This is a genomic window from Brevibacillus thermoruber 423, assembly GCF_000454065.1.
Classification (GTDB): domain Bacteria; phylum Bacillota; class Bacilli; order Brevibacillales; family Brevibacillaceae; genus Brevibacillus; species Brevibacillus thermoruber.
The window spans coordinates 76,990-95,325 of record NZ_KE695649.1 but is presented as its reverse complement, the minus strand read 5'-3'; the positions used below and the strand labels follow the sequence as shown (position 1 = coordinate 95,325).

The following is an 18,336-nucleotide window of genomic DNA, read 5'->3' as shown; positions in this document are numbered from 1 at the left end:
CGTTACGCATGCTGTTCCAACCGCTGCTCCAGCCGTGCGATCCGCTTGCGGTAGGCCGCTTCCTCCGCCTTGGACTTGCGGCGCAGCAGGCTGCCCTTTTTCTTCCACAGTTCAAACGCCCGCAGCGTACAGTGGAGCGCTTTTTCATAGTCTTTGGTGTGATGTTCGTAGATTTTGGCCAGCTCGACGTACACCTCTTCCGGCACGTAGGTTTCCGAGCGGACGACTTCTTCCCACAGCCGCAGCGCCTGTTTCCAGTCTTTCTGCCGCTTGTAGCAGTGGCCCATCGCGATTGCGGCCTTCACGCCCAGCGGATGCCCGCTCTCCGCGACCGATCGGTAGGCGCGCAGGGCGCTCTCGCCGTCGCCCAACGCTTCATACCAGCGGGCGATGTTGAACCGCTCCTCGGCGGAGACGTCCTCCCTGTCCCACGCGAGCAGCAGGGAGGAGAGGCGGATGTACAGCGTGATCAGGGAGAGCACGTCCGTCTCGTTGTGGGCGAGGACGCCCTTGATCGTATCCGGGTTCTTGTCCGTGAGGTAGTCAAAGTACCGGATCGGCGCCAGATAGCCGGGGACGTCGTTCTCCCGCTGGACGCCCAGCTTCTCCCGCTCGATCAGCGACAGCCGGCAGGACTCCAGGTCCTCCCGCCACAGCCTCCTCGCCCCGTGCAGCAGGTCGTAATGGCCAAACGACGGCAGCCGGGGAACCAGGTCGCGCAGCAGCGTATGCCGCGTCTTGACCTGCGGCCAGTCAAACGACTTGCCGTTGTACGTGACCAGATCGGTCGCCGTCCGCGCCTCTTCCAGAAACGAGTGGTAGAGGGCCGCCTCCGCGTGAGGGGCGGTCAAAAAGTGCTGGCGGACGACGACGCAGTCTCCCTCGAAGCGGCTGTGCCCCAGCAAAAAGACGGCATTGCCCGCCCCGCCGTGCAGACCGGTTGTCTCCGTGTCAAAAAACAGCAGGTCCTCCGCCGTTTTGCCCGCCGCCGACAGCGGATGGCGGATGCCCGCCTGCTCCCAGGCGTCGATCGTCTCGTACAGTTGGGCAAACGTGTAGGCCCCATGCCGCGCGGTGACCGGGTAGCGGACCTCCCGCACCATCACGTACTCGCCGTCGAGCACGTACGGTTTGGCCTGCAGGCCTGCCCACTTTTCCCGGTACGGGATGTCCGGAAGCGGCGCCGTGTCGAAGGCCGCCGGCGAACCCGCAGCCCCGCCGGGTGCCCCGTCCCCCTCCGGCTGCTTGGGCGCTTCCCGGGTGAGATGCGGTTTGAGGCGGTTCAGCTTCGCTTTAAGAGACATGCAGGCTTCCCCCCTGGGCGACCCGCAGCAAGGAGAGCGCCAGTTCCTTGCCGCCTCCTTCTTCCGCCGCGCCGACGCAGGACGGGCAGCCAGACTCGCACGGGCAGGAGCAGATCAGCTCCTCCGCCCGGGCCAGGATCGTCTCCATCTGCTCGTACACCTGCTCGCTCAATCCGATGCCGCCCGGATAGCGGTCGTACAGGAAGATGGTGGGCTGGCCGGAGTGTACGGCCTTGCGCTGCGGAATCACGTGCAGATCGAGCGGATCGCACATCACGAACAGAGGCGCGACGTGCTGCAGCACGTGAGCCACCCCCACCAATCCGCGCTCCACCTCGCTTGTCCCCACCTCCTCCAGCAGCGCTTCCGAAAATCCGATCCAGGCCGCGTTGGTGTGCAGTTCTTCCTCGGGCAGGTGGATCGGACCGGAGCCGATGTTTTCATGGGTCTCAAACTTGATTTTCTTGAAAATGGTCGCCATGGCGTGGACCGACACTTCCCCGTAGGCGTATTCGATCCGCGGCCCGCGGCGGGACTGGTCCTGCTCCAGCACCTTGAGCTGGACGGCCAGGTTGGCGTCCGTGTAGTAATCCACCTGCACTTCCCGCACGTACGCTTTCTTCTCTTCGTAGTCCAGCTTCTCCACCTGATACTGAACTCCCTGGTGCAGGTAAATCGCTTCGTCGTGCAGGAGTGTCAGCGAGCTGAAGCGGTCCATCTCCCCGATCACCTTTTCGTTGCCCCGCTCGCTGATGTCGATGATCACCACGTTTTCCTGGGAAGCCGAACGCAGGCTGATGTTGTGCGCCGGAAACGAGTCGTTCATCCAGAACCACTTGCCTTTGGCGTGGTGCAGAATCTGCTCTTCCGTCAGAAACTCCAGGATTTCCGTGATCTCCGCCCGGCCGAAGCGGTCCCCTTCGGAAAAGGGCAGCTCGTAGGCGGCGCATTTGATGTGGTCGACGAGGATGATCAGGTTGTCCGGGTTGATGCGGGCCGACTCCGGGCTGCGTTCAAAAAAGTACTCGGGATGCTGAATCACGTACTGGTCCAGCGGCGTGGAGCTGCCGACCAGGACGACGACCGACTCCCCCTGCCGCCTCCCGGCCCGGCCCGCCTGCTGCCAGGTGCTGGCGACCGAACCGGGATAGCCGGTGATCACGCACGCCTGGAGCTGGCCGATGTCGACGCCCAACTCCAACGCGTTGGTGCTGACCACGCCCATGATCTCTCCCTGGCGCAGCCCCTTTTCGATCGCCCGCCGCTGGCTGGGCAGATAGCCGCCGCGATAGCCCTGGATCGTCTTGGGCCCCAGCTTCCGTTTGACCAGCTCCTGCAGATACTTGAGCAGAATCTCCACCCGCACCCGGCTGCGCGCGAACAAAATCGTCTGAATCCCGTTGGACAGAAACAGTTCCGTGATGTCCCGGGCTTCCAGCGTGGCGCTGCGCCGGATGTTCAACTGCCGGTTGACGACGGGCGGATTGTAGAACAGAAAATGTTTTTTTCCGGTGGGCGCGCCGTTGTTGTCCACCAGCACCATCGGCTCTTCCGTCAACTGCTCCGCCAGTTCCCGCGGGTTGGCGATGGTGGCCGACGTGCAGATGAACTGCGGACGGCTGCCGTAAAACGCGCAGATCCGCTTCAGCCGGCGGATGACGTTGGCCACGTGGCTGCCGAACACGCCCCTGTATGTATGCAGTTCGTCGATGACGACGTATCGCAGGTGTTCAAAAAAGGAGACCCATTTGGTGTGATGGGGCAGGATGGCCGCATGCAGCATGTCCGGGTTGGTGATCACGATGTTGCCGGCCTTGCGGATCGTCTGTCGGATTTGGGCGGGCGTATCCCCGTCGTAGGTTTCCGACTTGATCGGCAGGCCCGATTCGTTGATCAGCTCGTGCAGCTCGCTTTTCTGGTCCTGGGCCAGCGCCTTCGTGGGAAACAGGTACAGCGCCCGCGCCTCTGGGTCTTCCGCAAGCGCCTGCATCACCGGCAGGTGGTAGCACATGCTCTTGCCGGAAGCGGTGGGCGTCACCGCCACGATGTGCTTCCCGTCCCGTACGTGGCGAAAAGCCGTCTCCTGATGGGTGTACAGCGAGGAAATCCCCCGTTTGGCCAGCGTTTCCCGAATCCGCCCGTCCAGGTCAGGGGGAAAGGGAACCGTTTGCGCCTCGCGGGGTTCGATGGTTTTCCAATGCACGATGTTTCGCGCAAAGCGCTCGTCCTGGCGTAACCGTTCCAGCACGTGCGCCATGTCCAGCTTGATTTTCACGTCGAACACCACCTTCTTCCCCTATTCTACGAATGTACGTTCGACAAGTAAATGGCTCGCGGGAAATTCACTCCACGCGGAATACGCAGGACAGGAATTCCTGCCAAATCTGGATTGGCTCCTGTGTAACATTCCTTTTTTTGCCATGTCGAATGAGGAAAGGGGGTAGATAGAGATGAACAGACACGTGATCACCCATGCGCTAGTGCTCATTGCCGTCACCGTCGTCGGCTGCAGCGCAGGGGAGCAAAAGGAGGGCGAGACCGCCCAATCCAGCAGTCAACTGCCTGCCGGAGGGGCTCCTCCGGCCAGCAGAGGGGACGCCGTACCGGGTGGGCATTGTCGTGTACGGTTCCGAAGGGCGCAAGCTGTTGGAGCCGACTTCCGCCGAAAACAAGGAGCGCATTCTCGCGGCGATCGATCAGCTCGTCCCGGAGGGCTCCACCAATGCCGAAGAAGGGCTAAAGCTGGGGTATGAAATGGCCGCCGAGCACTTCCTTCGCGATGGCGTCAACCGCGTCATCCTCTGCTCGGACGGCGTCGCCAATGTGGGGAACACCAGCGCCGAGGGCATCCTGCCGACGATCGAGCGGTACGCCGGCGAAGGCATCGCGTTCAGCACCTTCGGCTTCGGCATGGGCAACTACAACGACGTGCTGATGGAACAGCTCGCCGACAAGGGGAACGGCAGCTATTCGTACATCGATACCTTTTCCGAGGCGCGGCAGGTGTTTGCCGAGGCGCTGACCGGCACGCTGCAGACGATTGCCACGGACGTCAAGATCCAGGTGGAGTTTGATCCCGGGAAAGTGGACCGCTACCGCCTGCTCGGGTACGAAAACCGCGATGTCCGCGACGAGGATTTTCGCAACGACCGGACGGACGGCGGCGAGATCGGCGCCGGCCATACCGTGACGGCCCTCTACGAGATCAAGCGAAAAGGGGAGGCACGCGACGGACTGGGCACGGTTCGCGTGCGCTACCGCGACCCGGACACCGGCAAAACGTCCGAGACGGCACAGCCGATCGCAATCGGTGAGCACCTGTCCACCGAACTGAAATTTCTTGCCGCCGTCGCCGAATGTGCGGAAATTCTGCGCGGCAGCTACTGGGCCAAGGACAGCTCGCTCGCCGCTGTCCGGGAACTGGCCGAAGCCACCGCAGCGGGCGAGGAGCAGCTCGAATTCGTCCGGCTGCTCAAAGATGCCGCCGCGATCCGGGGCAACTAATCCCCTTCCCCACGTCAAAGGCACCGCTTTTCCCAGCGGTGCCTCTGTTTCAGCCATCGTGAACCGGTGCCGTTACAATGCCGGCGGCGCTTGCCCCGGCGGGGTCTGTTCCTTGGGCGCTTCTTCCGCGTCCGGCTGTTCCGCGGCCGGTTGATCAACCGGCCCGCTCTCTGGCGGTGCCGGTTTCCGTCCAAACCGCTTTTTGAAAAACGCGGCAATCGCGCCGAACAGAACCAGAATCAGCACCCATCCTTTTTTCAGGAGTCCCGCCAGCAGGAGCAGGAAGCCCGTTTTTTTCGCCACGGCGAGACCCAGACCGCCCAGGATCAGGCCGGTCAAACCGTATTCCGCCACGTTGTCCGTCGCCTCGTTGAAGTCCTCGTAACGGTTGCCTTCTTTTATTTTGAAGTTGGCGAGAATTTTTTCATGCAGGATGTTCTTGTCCTGCGGCAGGTTGGCCTGGTCCGTGATCAGGACGAACGAGACGTAGCCCTTTCTCGTCAGAAGCTGCACGTTGTAGTTGATCAGCGGATGTTTTTGCGCGTCTTCCCCGAGCATGGACCATTCCAGCTTGTGGGTCTTTTCGTCGTAAAACGGCTTCACGTCCCAGCCGACAACGTGAATCTGCTCTTCCGGTTTCCGGTCCTTGTTGGCCTCTTCCGTTCCCTCCTTGTAGCTGTTCAGGATTTCGTCCGCGTCGATGTCGTTCTTTTCTTCGTCCTTGATGTACCCCACTTCCTCGTATTCCACGATGACCATCCAGTCCTCGTTTTCGTTCGTCGGAAAAATGCTGCCGATCTCCCGGGGGGACGGGGCGGCACCGGCTTGCTCCTTCAGTTTGGCCGTGTCTTCCTTGTTCAGGTACACGTGATCTTCGGCCAGATCCAGCGTTGCCAATCCGTCGCCGATCTCGACGGACCTGCCGCCTTCAATCCAGTTGACCTGCGGCTGCTGCTCTTCCGCTCCTGCCGTCGGGATGACGCCAAACATCATGATCAGGACGAGAAACAAATGAAGTCCACTACCCGTTTTCATACAATTCTCCCTTTTCTATTCTGTAAAACGAACCACACTATTCTACCACAACGAACCATAATATGTAATAAAATTCCATGAAACAAGACTTTTTGACCAGAAAAAAATTACTATCCCCCAAAAAACGGTTCTTTTTGCCCGGTTGTTTTGCACAAAAAAACGCCCGCAGGGGGCGTCGGCTTGTGTGAACAGGCGGCGGCCGGGAGAGCGGCATGTCCCTCCGTTTCTTCCTAGAACGATACGCCTCCGGGCTGCCTCTACACAGCCCGATGTGACCGCCGCTGCCGCGGTCAAAGACCTCGTCCGCTCCAGCGGTCCGGCTGGAGGCTGCCTCCGCTCACCGATGGAGCGCCCACAACACGATCCGCTCGTACCATTTCCAGGGCAGCAGGCTCCTGAGCAGGCTCATCGCCGCCGTTCCCCGTCCCAGGGGATAACGCAGACGGGGCGCGGGAGCGAGCGCCGCTTTCACCACCGCCGCCGCCACTTCCTGCGGAGGCGGGGCCGTTTCCGCCGTCCTTCTGGACATGCGCAGAACGGCTTCCAGCATGGGCTGATAGGGGGAGTTCTCCCGCATGCGGATGGTCGCAAACCCTTTGCGCCAAATCTCCGTCTTGTACGCCCCCGGTTCGATCAGGACGGCGTGGATGCCAAACGGCAGGACCTCAAGCCGCAGCGCTTCGGTAAACCCCTCGACGGCAAACTTGGAGGCGGCGTAGGGGGCGTACCCCGGGAACGCTGTCCTCCCGCTGACGCTGCTCATGTTGATGATTTTTCCCCGCCGCTGTCTCCTCATGTGCGGCAGGACGGCCCGGGTGACGGCGACTGTCCCGAAGAAGTTGGTCTCCATCTGCGCACGCCACGTGTCTCCGTCCACTTCCTCGACGACTCCCCCGGCGGCAAATCCGGCATTGTTGACCAGCACGTCGATCCGGCCGTACGCCGCGGCGATCTCCTCGACGGTTTGGACAATGCCCGCATGGTCGGTGACATCCATCCGCCGCACGTCGATTCTCTCCCGCACTCCGGCGGTCTCGGCCGTCTGCAGCAGGTCATGCCGCTTCTCAGGGCTGCGCATCGTGGCGACGACACGAAACCCCGCCTGCGCCAAGGCCACACTCGTGTGCAGGCCAAACCCGCTGGAGGCTCCCGTGACCAGGGCGACCGCTCGTGTTTCCCGCTCTACCGTCATGATCGTTCCTCCTTTGCGGCGAGTACCGTCCGACTGGCCAGCCAAGCAATCGAACGGTTTCTCTCATCATATCCCACTCGCCGAGCGCAAACCAGGGCAAAAACAAGGACGCCGCGCAATCGCGGCGTCCCGACTCTTTCTTACTTCTTCAGGTCTTCGATCGATGTGATGTCCATGTAGCTCGGCACCACCAGACCGATCTTCGTGCCGTTCAGATTGGGGCCGAGGTCTTCGATGTCCTTGCCCAGTTTCTCGTAGTAATCCGCATGCGTCGTCGGCAGCCAGGCTGCCACCATGCCGTCCACGTCGCCGTTGGCCACGCCGGCCCACATCGGCCCCGCCTCCACCTGGTTCAGCTCTACCTTGTAGTTCAGCTTCTCTTCCAGCACCTTTTTCACCACGTGGGTGCTGGCGATCTCGGAATCCCAGGCGACGTAGGCCAGGGTGATGGTTTCGCCGCTGCCCGGCTTGATGCCCTGCACCCATTTATTGACGATCTCCTGGTTGTTGTTCACCCATTCTGCCGCTGCTTCCTCCGGCTTTTTGCCGTCGGCGATGGCCAGCATCACTTTTTCCATATCGCTCGGCGTCCAGGTGAAGTTGTCCAGGAACGCATACGCGCTCGGGTGCTCTTCCTTCAGTCCCTTGCGGACGATCGTGTGAATCTGCTCCTCTTTCCCGTACACCCCTTTGGGGTCTTCCAGATACTTCAGGTCAAATTTGGAAAACATCCAGTGCGGCGTCCAGCCGGTCACGATAATCGGCTTTTTGTTTTTGACCGCCTCGCTGAGCGCCGCCGTCATCGCGGCGCTGGAGCCTTCCACCAGCTCCCAGTCCTTCAGCTCGTACTCCTCGATTGCCTTTTCCGTCGCTTTCATCAGGCCGGCGCCGGGGTCGATCCCGATGATCTTGTAATCCACCTGCTTGCCGACACTCTCGCCGCCGGCGTTCTGCGACGGCTGCTCCGTCGACGGCGAGACGCCGGAACAACCGGCCATCAGCATGCTGATTCCGAGGAGAACCGCCCATCCTTTGCCCCATCGTTTTTTCATGATTACCCCTCCTGCACGTTCTTCTTTTTCCCCATGTTTTGGGTGATGCGATCCAGCAAAATGGCCATGATCACGATTGCCAGCCCCGCTTCGAAACCGGTGCCGATATTGATCTGCGTGACCGCCCGGTAGACGTCGGCTCCCAGCCCTTTGGCACCGATCATGGACGCGATCACGACCATGGACAGCGCCAGCATGATGCTCTGGTTGACGCCCGCCATGATCGTCGTCTTGGCGAGCGGAAGCTGCACTTTGAACAGCTTTTGCCAGGAGGTGGAGCCAAACGCGTCCGAGGCTTCGATCAATTCCTTCGGCACCTGGCGAATGCCCAGATTGGTCAGACGAATCGTCGGCGGCATCGCGAAGATAACGGACGCGATCACGCCCGGCACCTTGCCCAGTCCGAAGAAAAAGATTGCCGGAATCAAGTAGACAAAGGCCGGCATGGTCTGCATGAAGTCGAGCAGCGGCGTGACCACGTTGCGCACCGAATCGTTGCGGGCGCACCAGATGCCGGCGGGCACGCCGATCACGATTGAAATCAACCCGGCGGTAAGCACCAGCGCCAGCGTTTCCATCGAATGTTCCCAATACCCCAGATTGGCGATCAGCAGCAGGCCGACCAGCGTAAACAGGGCGACGCGCAGCCGTCCGACCTTGTAGGCCAGAAGCGTGAAGCCGATGATCAAAAGCCAGTCGGGCAGACTGGTAAAGATCAGCGAAAACAGATCCACCGTGCTGCCGATGCCGGCCGAAATCACGTCAAACACCAGGCCGAAATGCTCATCCAGATACTGGACCAGCCGCTCCACCCAGCGGTCGAGCGGCAGTTTCGGAAACAGCTCACTCACCCGCCATCACCTGCCTTTCTTCTTCAGCATCGGACGGCGTTTTCCGGTTGACCTTGCCGGCCAGTCCGCCCAATACCGCCCCTTTCACGACGACACCCAGCAGGCGGTTCTGCTCGCCGGTGACGGCCACGGGGATGTCGGAAAACGCCACCAGGTCGAACATTTCGTTCAACAGCGTATTGGCCGAGACGGTCGGCACCTCGCGATCCATCACGTCTTCCAGCGTCTTCGCTTCCCGCGAGGCGGCATTGACCGCGTCCGCCTTGACCACGCCGATCAGCCGTTTCTTTTTGTCCACCACGTACAGGCTGGAGACGCCTCTGTCTTTCATCAACTGCAGGGCGACCCGCGGCCCCTTGTCGAGGGTGATCGTTTCCGCCCGCTTCATCACGTGTTCCGCCGCCAGCACTTTGGAGCGGTCCACGTCTTCCACGAACTTCTCCACGTACTCGTTGGCCGGATTGGTCAGAATCTCTTCCGGCGTGCCGATCTGGACGATCGCCCCGTCTTTCATCAACGCGATCCGATCCCCGATTTTCAAGGCTTCGTCCAGATCGTGGGTAATAAACAGGATCGTTTTCTGCATGGTCGTCTGCAGTTCCAGCAGTTCATCCTGCATGTCTTTGCGGATCAGCGGGTCCAGGGCGCTGAAGGCTTCGTCCATCAGGAGGACGTCCGGATCGTTGGCCAGCGCTCTCGCCAGCCCGACCCGCTGCTGCATCCCGCCGCTCAACTGATCGGGCATGCTGTTCTCCCAGCCGCTGAGGCCGACCAGCGCCAAGGCGTTTTTGGCCTTCTCTTCCCGCTCTTTTTTTGGAATATTCTGCACTTCCAGTCCAAACTCCACGTTCTCCAGCACCGTTCGGTGGGGAAACAGGGCGAATTTCTGAAAAACCATGCCCAGCTTTTTCCGCCGGACCTGCTGAAGCTGTTCGGCGTTCATCCCGACGATGTCTTCCCCGTCGATCAGGATGCGGCCGGCCGTCGGTTCGATCAGCCGGTTGATCAGGCGCACCAGGGTCGACTTGCCGCTGCCGGACAGACCCATGATGACAAAAATCTCTCCCGCCTCCACCTCAAAGCTGACCTGATTGACCCCCACGGTCAGGCCCGTTTCCTTGAAGATGTCCTGCTTGGACCGTCCCTGCTTCAGGTAGTCAAACGCGCGATGAGGCTGACGTCCAAAGATTTTCGTGAGATTTTCCACCTTGATTTTCGGCATAACGTCACCTCCAACGTTTTGTACGGACGCAATCGCTCCCTCTCATTGTATCGAAGGAGGATGGTTCCCACAAATTTGGTAATCAGCGATATTTACGAATATTTGGCGTTCAGAAAAAACTTTACGTACTTTTTTAACTTCATGCTAAGAATATCTCGTATATACTGTATGATATGATCATTTACTTCTGATGGTTTCCTTAGTACAATTCGAATCAGGTAAAACGAATAGAGGAGCTGCTTGGTTTGCTATGGATGCCAAACATGAAGAAATCCTTCAACGGGCTCAGGAACGGGTGATCGAAGCTCTCGCCAAGAACATGGATCTGTACGGAATCACCATGTCCACGGGGTTGCTGTACGGAACCCTGCTGTTTCAAGACAAGCCGATGACCCTCGATGAAATGGGCGAAGCGCTGGGCATGAGCAAGACGAGCATGAGCACCGGCGTGCGAACCCTGATGGAATTGAAAATGGTGGAAAAAATCTGGAAAAAAGGAGCGCGAAAGGACCACTACGAGGTAAACCTCGACTGGTACCAGAATTTCATTGACTTGTTCTCGCTCCGTTGGAGAAGCGCCGCCGAGTACAACGTGCACGCGATGAAAAAATCGCTGCAGGAGCTGCGCGCCCTTCTCCAAAGCGAAGAGCTGTCGGATGAGCTGAGAGAACGCGTGCAAACAAGCATTCACCGCATCGAAAACGGCTTGGAATACTACGACTGGCTCTCCCGCTTGATCGACTCGTTCGAAACACACGAAATCTTTCAATTTGTGCCGAAGAAGCCGATGAGCTAGGCACGTCCCCATCCGCTTTTCGCACAAAAGCACCCGTGATGCTGCGATACGGCAGAACCGCGGGTGCTTTTTTCGTGCCCATCCGGCCGCTTTCCATGCTCACCGCCGTTTCCCCCGCCTCGCCGCCCCATTCTTTTCGCGTGCCCCTCAAGGACATGTGGACAGCCTGGTGAACATAGTAAAAAGAAGAAAAAAAAACGAAACGGGATGGAGGCATCCGGCCATGAAACTGATCACCGACGCAGCCAGACAGGCGGGCATTGCGGAAGAAGATCTGGAGCTGTACGGAAAATACAAGGCAAAGCTGTCCCGCGACCTGTGGGAAAAGGTTGCGGACCGTCCGGACGGCAAACTGGTGCTGGTCACCGCCATGAATCCCAATCCGGCGGGGGCAGGCAAACCTTGACGACCATCGGGCTGTCCCAGGCGCTGAACCGCATCGGGAAAAAGACGTTGCCGCGCTGCGGGAACCTTCCCTGGGACCGTGCCTGGGCATGAAGGGAGGCGCGACCGGCAGCGGAAAAGCGGAAATCCTCCCGTCCGATGAGATCAACCTGCACTTTACGGGCGATCTGCATGCGATTACGGCGGCCCACAACCTGCTGGCCGCAATGATTGACAATCACCTCTACCACGGCAATGCCCGGCGGATCGATCCGAAGAAAATCGTGTGGAAACGGGCGATGGACATGAACGACCGGGCGCTCCGCCAGATCGTGGTCGGCCTGGGCGACGGAAACGGACCGCTGCGGGAAGACGGCTTCCTGATCACGCCCGCGTCGGAAATCATGGCCATCCTGTGCCTGAGCGAACAGATGGACGACCTGCGGGAGCGGCTGGGGCGGATCATCATCGGCTACGACCAGGACGGCCAGCCGGTCACGCCGCGCGACATCCACGCGGTGGACGCGATGTGCGTGCTGCTGAAGGACGCCCTCAAGCCCAACCTGGTGCAGACGACGGAAGGCACGCCGGTCATTGTCCACGGCGGTCCCTTCGCCAACATCGCCCACGGCTGCAGCAGCGTGATCGGCACCAAGCTCGCGCTGAAGCTGGCCGATTACGTGGTGACGGAGGCGGGCTTCGGCGCCGATCTGGGAGCCGAAAAGTTCTTTGACATCAAATGCAGATCAGCCGGACTGACGCCGTCCGCAGCCGTCCTGGTGATAACGGTGAAAGCCCTGAAGTACAACGGGGGCATCGGCGCCGCCGACCTGCATCGGGAGAATCTGGCGGCGCTGAAAAACGGATTTGCCAACGTGCAGCGGCACGTGGAAAACCTGCGCAACTTCGGCGTTCCGACGGTTGTCGCCGTCAACCGCTTCGCCACCGACACGCCCGCCGAGCTGGACGCCGTTTTGGCGATGTGCCGGGAACTCGGGGTGGACGCGGCCCTTTCCACCGTCTGGAAAGAGGGAGGCAAAGGCGGAATCGAACTGGCCGAAGCGGTCGTTCGCGCGGCGGAACAGCCCTCCTCCTTTGCCTTCCTGTACGAGGATCGCCTCTCCCCGCGGGAGAAAATCGAGACCATCGTCATAAAGCTGTACCGCGGCTCCGCCGTCACCTTTTCCGGAGCAGCGCTCAAGACGCTGGAGAAGGCGGACGGGATGGGACTCTCCCGCCTGCCCGTCTGCATGGCCAAAACGCCGTACTCCTTCACCGACCAGCCGGACCGGTTGGGCGCTCCGACTGATTTTACCATCCATGTGAGCGACATCCGCATTTCCGCCGGTGCCGGGTTTCTCGTCGTGCTGACCGGCAGCCTGCTGACCATGCCCGGCCTGCCGAAAAAGCCGGCCGCGGAGGCTCTGCGCGTCGATGAGCACGGGCGGGTGACCGGCCTCGCGTGAACGCGCACCCAACCATCGGCCCCATGGACAAAAACGAACACCGCCAGCAAACGGTGTTCGTTTTTGCCCGGTTTGTTCCTTGGTGGGTATCTTCTGTCCCCTGCCCTCCTGTCCCGTCCGTCAGGCGAACCTGAATGCCATGCGTGCGGCAGCGTGACAGGCTGGGACTCCTTTACGAAACGGCCTGTTCATAGGCATGCCCGATCTGATACAGCCGTGCCTCGTCACCGTGTTTGCCGATCAGTTGAAAGCCGATCGGCAGGCCGCTGTCGGAGAAGCCGCAGGGGACGGACAAACACGGATTTCCGGTAAAGTTGGTCGGCGCGGTCAGCCGGAGCAGCGCCTGCCGTACGCCTTCCGTGTACGCGCCGATCGCCACTTCCCGCTGATTGATATCCGTCGGCAAAATGGGAAGGGTCGGCGTCAGCAGGGCATCCACGTCGTCAAACACCTCGTTGAATTGGCGGGTAAGCTGCTTTCTGCGGTGCTGCACCTGCACATACCGGTATCCGGGAACCTCCCTGCTCGCCAGCAGGCGCTCAAGGACTTCCGGGTCCAGGTCAGCCCCGTGCTCGGCCACGGTCCGTTCATGCACCGCGTACGCTTCCGCCTGGATGGTAATGCGCTGCGCTTCGGACAGCGCTGCGAATCCGCGGACCTCCACCTCCCGCACTTCCGCGCCCAGGCTGCGGTAGACGTCGATCGCCCGCCGGACTGCCGCCTCCACCTCTTTGTCCACATGCCGGAAATACACCTCGGGAACCCCGATCACGATGCCGCGCACGCCCTCCCCGATAAAGCGCGTGTAGTCTTCCCGGACCTGCGGGAGGGAATGCGGGTCGGCTTCATCGTATCCCGCCAGCACGTTCAACAGCACCGCGTTGTCCTTGACCGTCTTCGTCATCGGCCCAACGTGATCCAGCGTATAGGCCAGGTCAAACACCCCCGCCTTGCTGACCAGGCCAAAGGTCGGTTTCATCCCGACAATTCCGCAGGCAGCCGAGGGAATCCGGATGGAGCCGCCCGTGTCGGTTCCCAGTGCGGCAGCAGCCAGGTGGGCGGCGACGGCCGCCGCGGAACCGCCGCTGGAGCCCCCCGTGATCTTCTCCGGGTTGTAGGGATTGCGCGTAGGGCCGAAGTGGGAGCGGTCGCCGATCGGCCCGTAGGCAAACTCATGGGTATTGGTCTTGCCGAGGACGATCGCGCCGGCCTGCTTCAATTTCCGCACGACGGTCGCGTCCCTGTCGGGGACGAAACGTTCGTATACCTTGGAGCCCATGGTGGTGCGGATGCCTTTGGTAAAGATGAGATCCTTGACGGCAACCGGCACGCCGTGCAGAGGGCCGCGATTGTTCCCCGCCATGATTTCCTGTTCCGCCTGGACGGCCGCGGCCATCGCCTCCTCGGCGCAGACGGTGATATACGCATTGCAGACCGGATTCTCCTTCTCGATCCTTTGCAAGGTCTGCTGCACCGCTTCCACGGGAGACATCTTCTTTTCCCGGATGGAACGGGATAACGTGAGCAGATTCATTTCCTATACCTCCACAGATTTTTTCACCCGGCGTCCCGGTTTGCCAGCGACCATCGCCGGGATGCCGCCGAACGCCGCCACCGTCGGCGCCACGAACATGGCGGAATACCCGTATCCGTTCACGAAGACGCCGGTCAGGGTCGGCGCCACAAGCGTCGCGATGGTGGCGAAGAAATGGGGGACGCCGCCAAACGTGCCCGCTTCGGACGGTTCGGTGTCAGATGACAGAGCGGTCTCCGCTCCCCCTCCGTTACTCATGCTTCATCAACTGCTTCACTCTCTCCAGATGCTCGATCACAGCCGCTTCCGCTGTGCCGTTTCGGAGTCCGTCGAGAATCTTCCGGTGTTCGCGAATGATTTCCTCCCGGCGGGCAATCGGCCGCCTGAGGACCCTCATGCCGATGCGGCGCATCACGTCGTAAATCTGTTCCGTCATCGCCAGCAGGCGCCTGTTGTCGGCCATGTTGTTCAAGGTCCGGTGAAAGGCAAAATCCAGCGAGGTGAAGTCGTAATCGTTTTGCGCGGCGGAATCGGTCTGCATCGACTCGACCATCCTTTCCAACACAGCGAAGCCGGTCTCGTCCAGCCGGCTCGCCACCTTTCGCACGATGGCGGTCTCCAGAATGAGGCGCAGTTCGAACACTTCCTCGAAATCCTTCAGGTTGACAGGACTGACATAGATGCCTTTGTACGGCAGGGAATAGACCCAGCCTTCCGCTTCCAGGATTTGAACCGCCTCGCGAAAAGGGGTGCGGCTGATGCCGAACAGCTCCATCGCTGTGCGTTCCGTCAGCATCTGATGGTCCGTCAGGGTTCCGCTGATGATCGCCTCCTTCAAAACGTGGTACGCCTGCATTTTTAACGACTTGTACGAAATGAACGAGGATCGCACGCCATGCACCTCAATCGCTGCGACATTGCATATATGATATATGATACAGAATATTTTGTCTATTACAACGAATCGAATGATCTTACGGCTTCACACCGCGGCTTTATGCGCCTGCCGACAAACCTCCGGCCGGACGCCGGCGCTGGTGCAGAGCGGAATGCGCCGCCACCTTTTCCCCAAAAAACACGCGCGCCCCGCTGCTCCCGCATGGAACCTGGACCATCGGGCGTGCCGCATGCTCATGGGACGCGCGTGAAACGGGCCGCCTCGCGACCGTCCGTTTCCCTGTTTGATTCATTGGGCGTCTACCGGCCCGACAAGCCGAATGCCTCCGCCAGCAGCCGGAACGACTTCCGCTTCGCTTCGAAATCGTGCGTAATGGTGACCACCATAAACTCCGTCGTGTTGTACCGCTCGCTCATCTGCAGGATTCGCTCCTTCACCTGTTCCTTGGTGCCCACAATCATTCGCTTGCGGTTTTCCTGAATCCGGTAGCGGTCATAATCGGTATAGGGATACCGCAGCGCCGCTTCGACGGAGGGGGTACCCTGACTGCCGCCCCCTTTTTCCAGCAGCAAGAGGGACAGGTCGAGACTGGAAGCGATTCGGTTCGCTTCTTCCTCGGTCTCGGCACAGACGACAAAGATCGCCACCATCGACTGCGGCCGATCGCTTACGAGGGACGGCTGAAAATGTTCCTGGTACCACCGCATGGCCTCTTCGCCGCCTTCCCCGTTGATAAAATGGGCAAAGGCGAACGATGCTCCTCGCTGGGCGGCCAGTCTGGCGCTCTCCCCACTGGAGCCGAGCAGCCACAACTGGGGCGCGGTGGGCACGATGGGCGTTGCCCGCAGCCCTGGAAACTTGTGGTTCTCGTCAATCGTGTCGTACAAATAGCCGATCAGATCATCCAACTGCTCGGGATACCGGTCGATGCCCGTTACTTTTCCCTCCTGCAGCGCTCTCGTGGCGAGCGGCATGCCGCCGGGTGCCCGGCCTACCCCCAGGTCGATCCGGTTGGGGTGCAGTCCTTCCAGCACGCGAAACGTTTCCGCCACCTTGTACGCGCTGTAGTGGGGCAGCATGACACCGCCCGTCCCTATTCGCATGTTCGTGGTGACCGCGGCCAGATGGGCCACCAGAATTTCCGGGCTGGACCCGGCCAACCCCAACGTATGGTGATGTTCCGATACCCAAAAACGATGATACCCCAGTTGGTCCAGTTCACGGGCCAGGCGGACGGTCTGGGACAGCGCCTCCGGGGCCGTGCTGCCCTGGGCAATCGGGGATTGGTCCAGTACGCTCAAGCGAATCATCTTGCTTCTCACCTCCCCCTTATGATTTCACGTTTTCCCTCCAAAAAGCAATGAACCAACTGCACCCGCTTGCAGTTTCAGGGCGCAAAGCAGAAGGCAGGCGCCACCCCCCGCCCGCTGCGGCAGGGCTTGAAAAAAACAGCCCTGCCCGTCTCCGCGCATACCGCGAAAACAAGCAGGGTATCGGTCAGCACAAACGGCGAACGCTAGGCGTGCAGGCTCCCCTCCAGACGGGAGGCGGGGCGGTAGGGACCTACCGGGAGCTGGATCAGGCAGGTTTGGCCGCGTGAGGCAATCCCATAGATCTCGTCGCACATATTCGCGTCGTATCCCAGAAGCGGATGCCCCGCCATCCCGAGGGCCGATGCCGCCAGCAGCACATGCTGCACGAGCATGCCGGCCTCCATTTGTTGAATGCGGTATCCCCTGTACCCCAGTGCCGTTTGGAGGTGATCCCGTCCCCCCGCCGGATGCAGGCAGAGCGGGGGTTGGAACAGATTGACATTGTCGAGCGTCATGGCCTGCTGGAGCGACAGCCGATGATCTCCGGGACGTTCCATCTGCAGGGCATGCGCGCCGCTGTCATAGCGGTAGGCGCCGTCCGGGATGCCTTCCACATGATGCAGACAGAGATACAGCGAGACGCGAGGTTCGGAATTCGCTCGCACCCCGTCCAAATCATTCCGGTAGGCGAAGGAAGCGGTCGCTTCCCGCAGCAGCGCGGCGAGCTGCTCCTGGCTTACCCGGCCCAACACGAAGTCGATCCCCGGCGAATGCCGCTTCTTGCAGGCCGCTGCCAGGTCATACGACAACCGGTTCACCGGGGGCAGGGGCACCGTCCGACCCTTTACGTTTTCGTGCGTCTCTCCCTCCACCTGCCGAAACGACCGGGTCGATTCCAGCAGGGAGGCTTCGTTCATCCTGACCAGCATCGGGTACGGCCGGACCCGCCGCGACCGGACGTAGTGCTCATGCGCAATCGGCCTCAACTCCCGGCACAGTTCGCTGGCCGTGATCGCCTCGTCCCTCCCCCTGTCGGCAAACCAGGTCATCCCCGGTTCCACTGACAGCGGAATGACCGCATACACGCTCTCGTCCTGTTCGGACAGGCCGAGCAGATGGTTGACGGCCCTGTCAAGAAACTGGAAGTACACCCCCGACGAAAAGCCAAACCGTTTCGCCACCTCCAGCAGATGCCCGATCAGTACCCCGGCATCCAACCCCTGCAGCCGGTAGGAAAAGTTATGGTATTTAAAAAAATTTTTCCAAAACATCGTCGAGACAAACACCGTGCCGAAACAAGCCGACACGTCGCAGCGATTGCCGAGAGCCCTGGCGACATAGGAATCGAAATCGCCTTCCCGCAGCAGCACCAGGCGGTGGTGTGCGGTATCGTAATGGTAGATCCCTGCGGGCAAATCCTTTACTCGCAAATACAGGTACAATTCGCTGGGATACAGCGCCCCGCCGGAAGGAAGAAAGCGCCGGAACGAATGCGTTACGCCGCCTTCTTGTTCCGCTCCATCCCCGACAAGCTCCCATTGGCAGACTTTCGCAAGCCCGAACGCATACCAGAGAAAATGGCCGATGTCGGAAAGAGCGGGAATTCCGGGCACTTCCCGTCCTTCCAGCGTCAGCGGCACTTCCGCAGAAAGCGGGACGACAGGCAGGCCGCGGTAAAGCTTATACGCGAGGGGGGCGTCGTTCCAATCCACCTCCCAGTCCGGCGGATCAAGCCTGTCAATGTCAAAGTGCAGATTGTGCAAAAATGAATCCAGACGCATACTT

The 18,336-nt window shown here is 60.6% G+C and carries 14 protein-coding genes and 1 pseudogene; 3 read left to right on the top strand and 12 right to left on the bottom strand.

All coding sequences use genetic code 11. The features are described from left to right. Positions 1 to 2: 2 nt before the first annotated feature. Positions 3 to 1,304 carry a ribonuclease H-like domain-containing protein gene (locus tag M516_RS0105395; protein WP_029098207.1) on the bottom strand — a complete coding sequence of 434 codons (1,302 nt, stop codon included), beginning with the start codon at positions 1,302 to 1,304 and terminating at the stop codon, positions 3 to 5. Then, on the bottom strand, positions 1,294 to 3,561 hold the full coding sequence (locus M516_RS0105390; RefSeq protein WP_193746954.1) for a DEAD/DEAH box helicase: 2,268 nt from the start codon (positions 3,559 to 3,561) through the stop codon (positions 1,294 to 1,296). The genes M516_RS0105395 and M516_RS0105390 overlap by 11 nt, the downstream gene beginning before the upstream one ends. Before the next feature lie 350 nt (positions 3,562 to 3,911). Here M516_RS0105390 and M516_RS22780 point away from each other — a divergent pair, with 350 nt between their 5' ends. Further along, positions 3,912 to 4,808 carry a vWA domain-containing protein gene (locus M516_RS22780; RefSeq protein WP_238550917.1) on the top strand — a complete coding sequence of 299 codons (897 nt, stop codon included), beginning with the start codon at positions 3,912 to 3,914 and terminating at the stop codon, positions 4,806 to 4,808. A 72-nt stretch (positions 4,809 to 4,880) separates the two neighbouring features. Here M516_RS22780 and M516_RS22775 read toward each other — a convergent pair whose 3' ends face one another. From M516_RS22775 to M516_RS0105360, 5 genes are all read right to left on the bottom strand, one after another. Continuing rightward, on the bottom strand, positions 4,881 to 5,843 hold the full coding sequence (locus M516_RS22775; protein ID WP_081656454.1) for a DUF2167 domain-containing protein: 963 nt from the start codon (positions 5,841 to 5,843) through the stop codon (positions 4,881 to 4,883). Between the two features lie 337 nt (positions 5,844 to 6,180). After that, a complete protein-coding gene (locus M516_RS0105375; protein WP_029098205.1) occupies positions 6,181 to 7,035 on the bottom strand; it encodes an SDR family oxidoreductase in 855 nt (284 codons plus the stop codon). 140 nt (positions 7,036 to 7,175) lie between these two features. Further along, positions 7,176 to 8,087, bottom strand: a complete 912-nt coding sequence (locus M516_RS0105370) for a glycine betaine ABC transporter substrate-binding protein (protein ID WP_029098204.1) — start codon at positions 8,085 to 8,087, stop codon at positions 7,176 to 7,178. Positions 8,088 to 8,089: 2 nt separating this feature from the next. Next, complete coding sequence (locus M516_RS0105365; protein ID WP_029098203.1) at positions 8,090 to 8,938, bottom strand: ABC transporter permease; 849 nt, start codon at positions 8,936 to 8,938, stop codon at positions 8,090 to 8,092. Beyond that, a complete protein-coding gene (locus M516_RS0105360) occupies positions 8,931 to 10,160 on the bottom strand; it encodes a quaternary amine ABC transporter ATP-binding protein (protein ID WP_029098202.1) in 1,230 nt (409 codons plus the stop codon). Before M516_RS0105360 ends, M516_RS0105365 begins: the two co-directional genes overlap by 8 nt. 250 nt (positions 10,161 to 10,410) lie before the next feature. Between M516_RS0105360 and M516_RS0105355 the strand changes: the two genes are divergently transcribed. Together M516_RS0105355 and M516_RS22770 are read left to right on the top strand one after the other, a co-directional pair. Beyond that, entirely contained in the window at positions 10,411 to 10,956 is a 546-nt protein-coding gene (locus tag M516_RS0105355; RefSeq protein ID WP_029098201.1) for a GbsR/MarR family transcriptional regulator, read from the top strand. A gap of 223 nt (positions 10,957 to 11,179) precedes the next feature. After that, a pseudogene (locus tag M516_RS22770) lies at positions 11,180 to 12,806 on the top strand (formate--tetrahydrofolate ligase). 172 nt (positions 12,807 to 12,978) lie between these two features. On the opposite strand, the gene M516_RS22765 reads toward M516_RS22770, so the two are convergent. The 5 genes from M516_RS22765 to M516_RS0105320 form a co-directional block, all read right to left on the bottom strand. Next, positions 12,979 to 14,340, bottom strand: coding sequence for an Asp-tRNA(Asn)/Glu-tRNA(Gln) amidotransferase GatCAB subunit A (locus M516_RS22765; protein WP_035288986.1), 1,362 nt, complete (start codon positions 14,338 to 14,340; stop codon positions 12,979 to 12,981). Positions 14,341 to 14,343: 3 nt separating this feature from the next. Then, entirely contained in the window at positions 14,344 to 14,598 is a 255-nt protein-coding gene (locus M516_RS0105340; RefSeq protein WP_029098200.1) for a hypothetical protein, read from the bottom strand. Further along, complete coding sequence (locus tag M516_RS24265) at positions 14,591 to 15,232, bottom strand: GntR family transcriptional regulator (RefSeq protein ID WP_029098199.1); 642 nt, start codon at positions 15,230 to 15,232, stop codon at positions 14,591 to 14,593. The genes M516_RS0105340 and M516_RS24265 overlap by 8 nt, the downstream gene beginning before the upstream one ends. A gap of 305 nt (positions 15,233 to 15,537) precedes the next feature. Further along, a complete protein-coding gene (locus M516_RS0105325; RefSeq protein ID WP_029098198.1) occupies positions 15,538 to 16,548 on the bottom strand; it encodes an LLM class flavin-dependent oxidoreductase in 1,011 nt (336 codons plus the stop codon). A gap of 206 nt (positions 16,549 to 16,754) precedes the next feature. Beyond that, entirely contained in the window at positions 16,755 to 18,332 is a 1,578-nt protein-coding gene (locus tag M516_RS0105320) for a SagB family peptide dehydrogenase (protein ID WP_029098197.1), read from the bottom strand. Positions 18,333 to 18,336 lie beyond the last annotated feature (4 nt).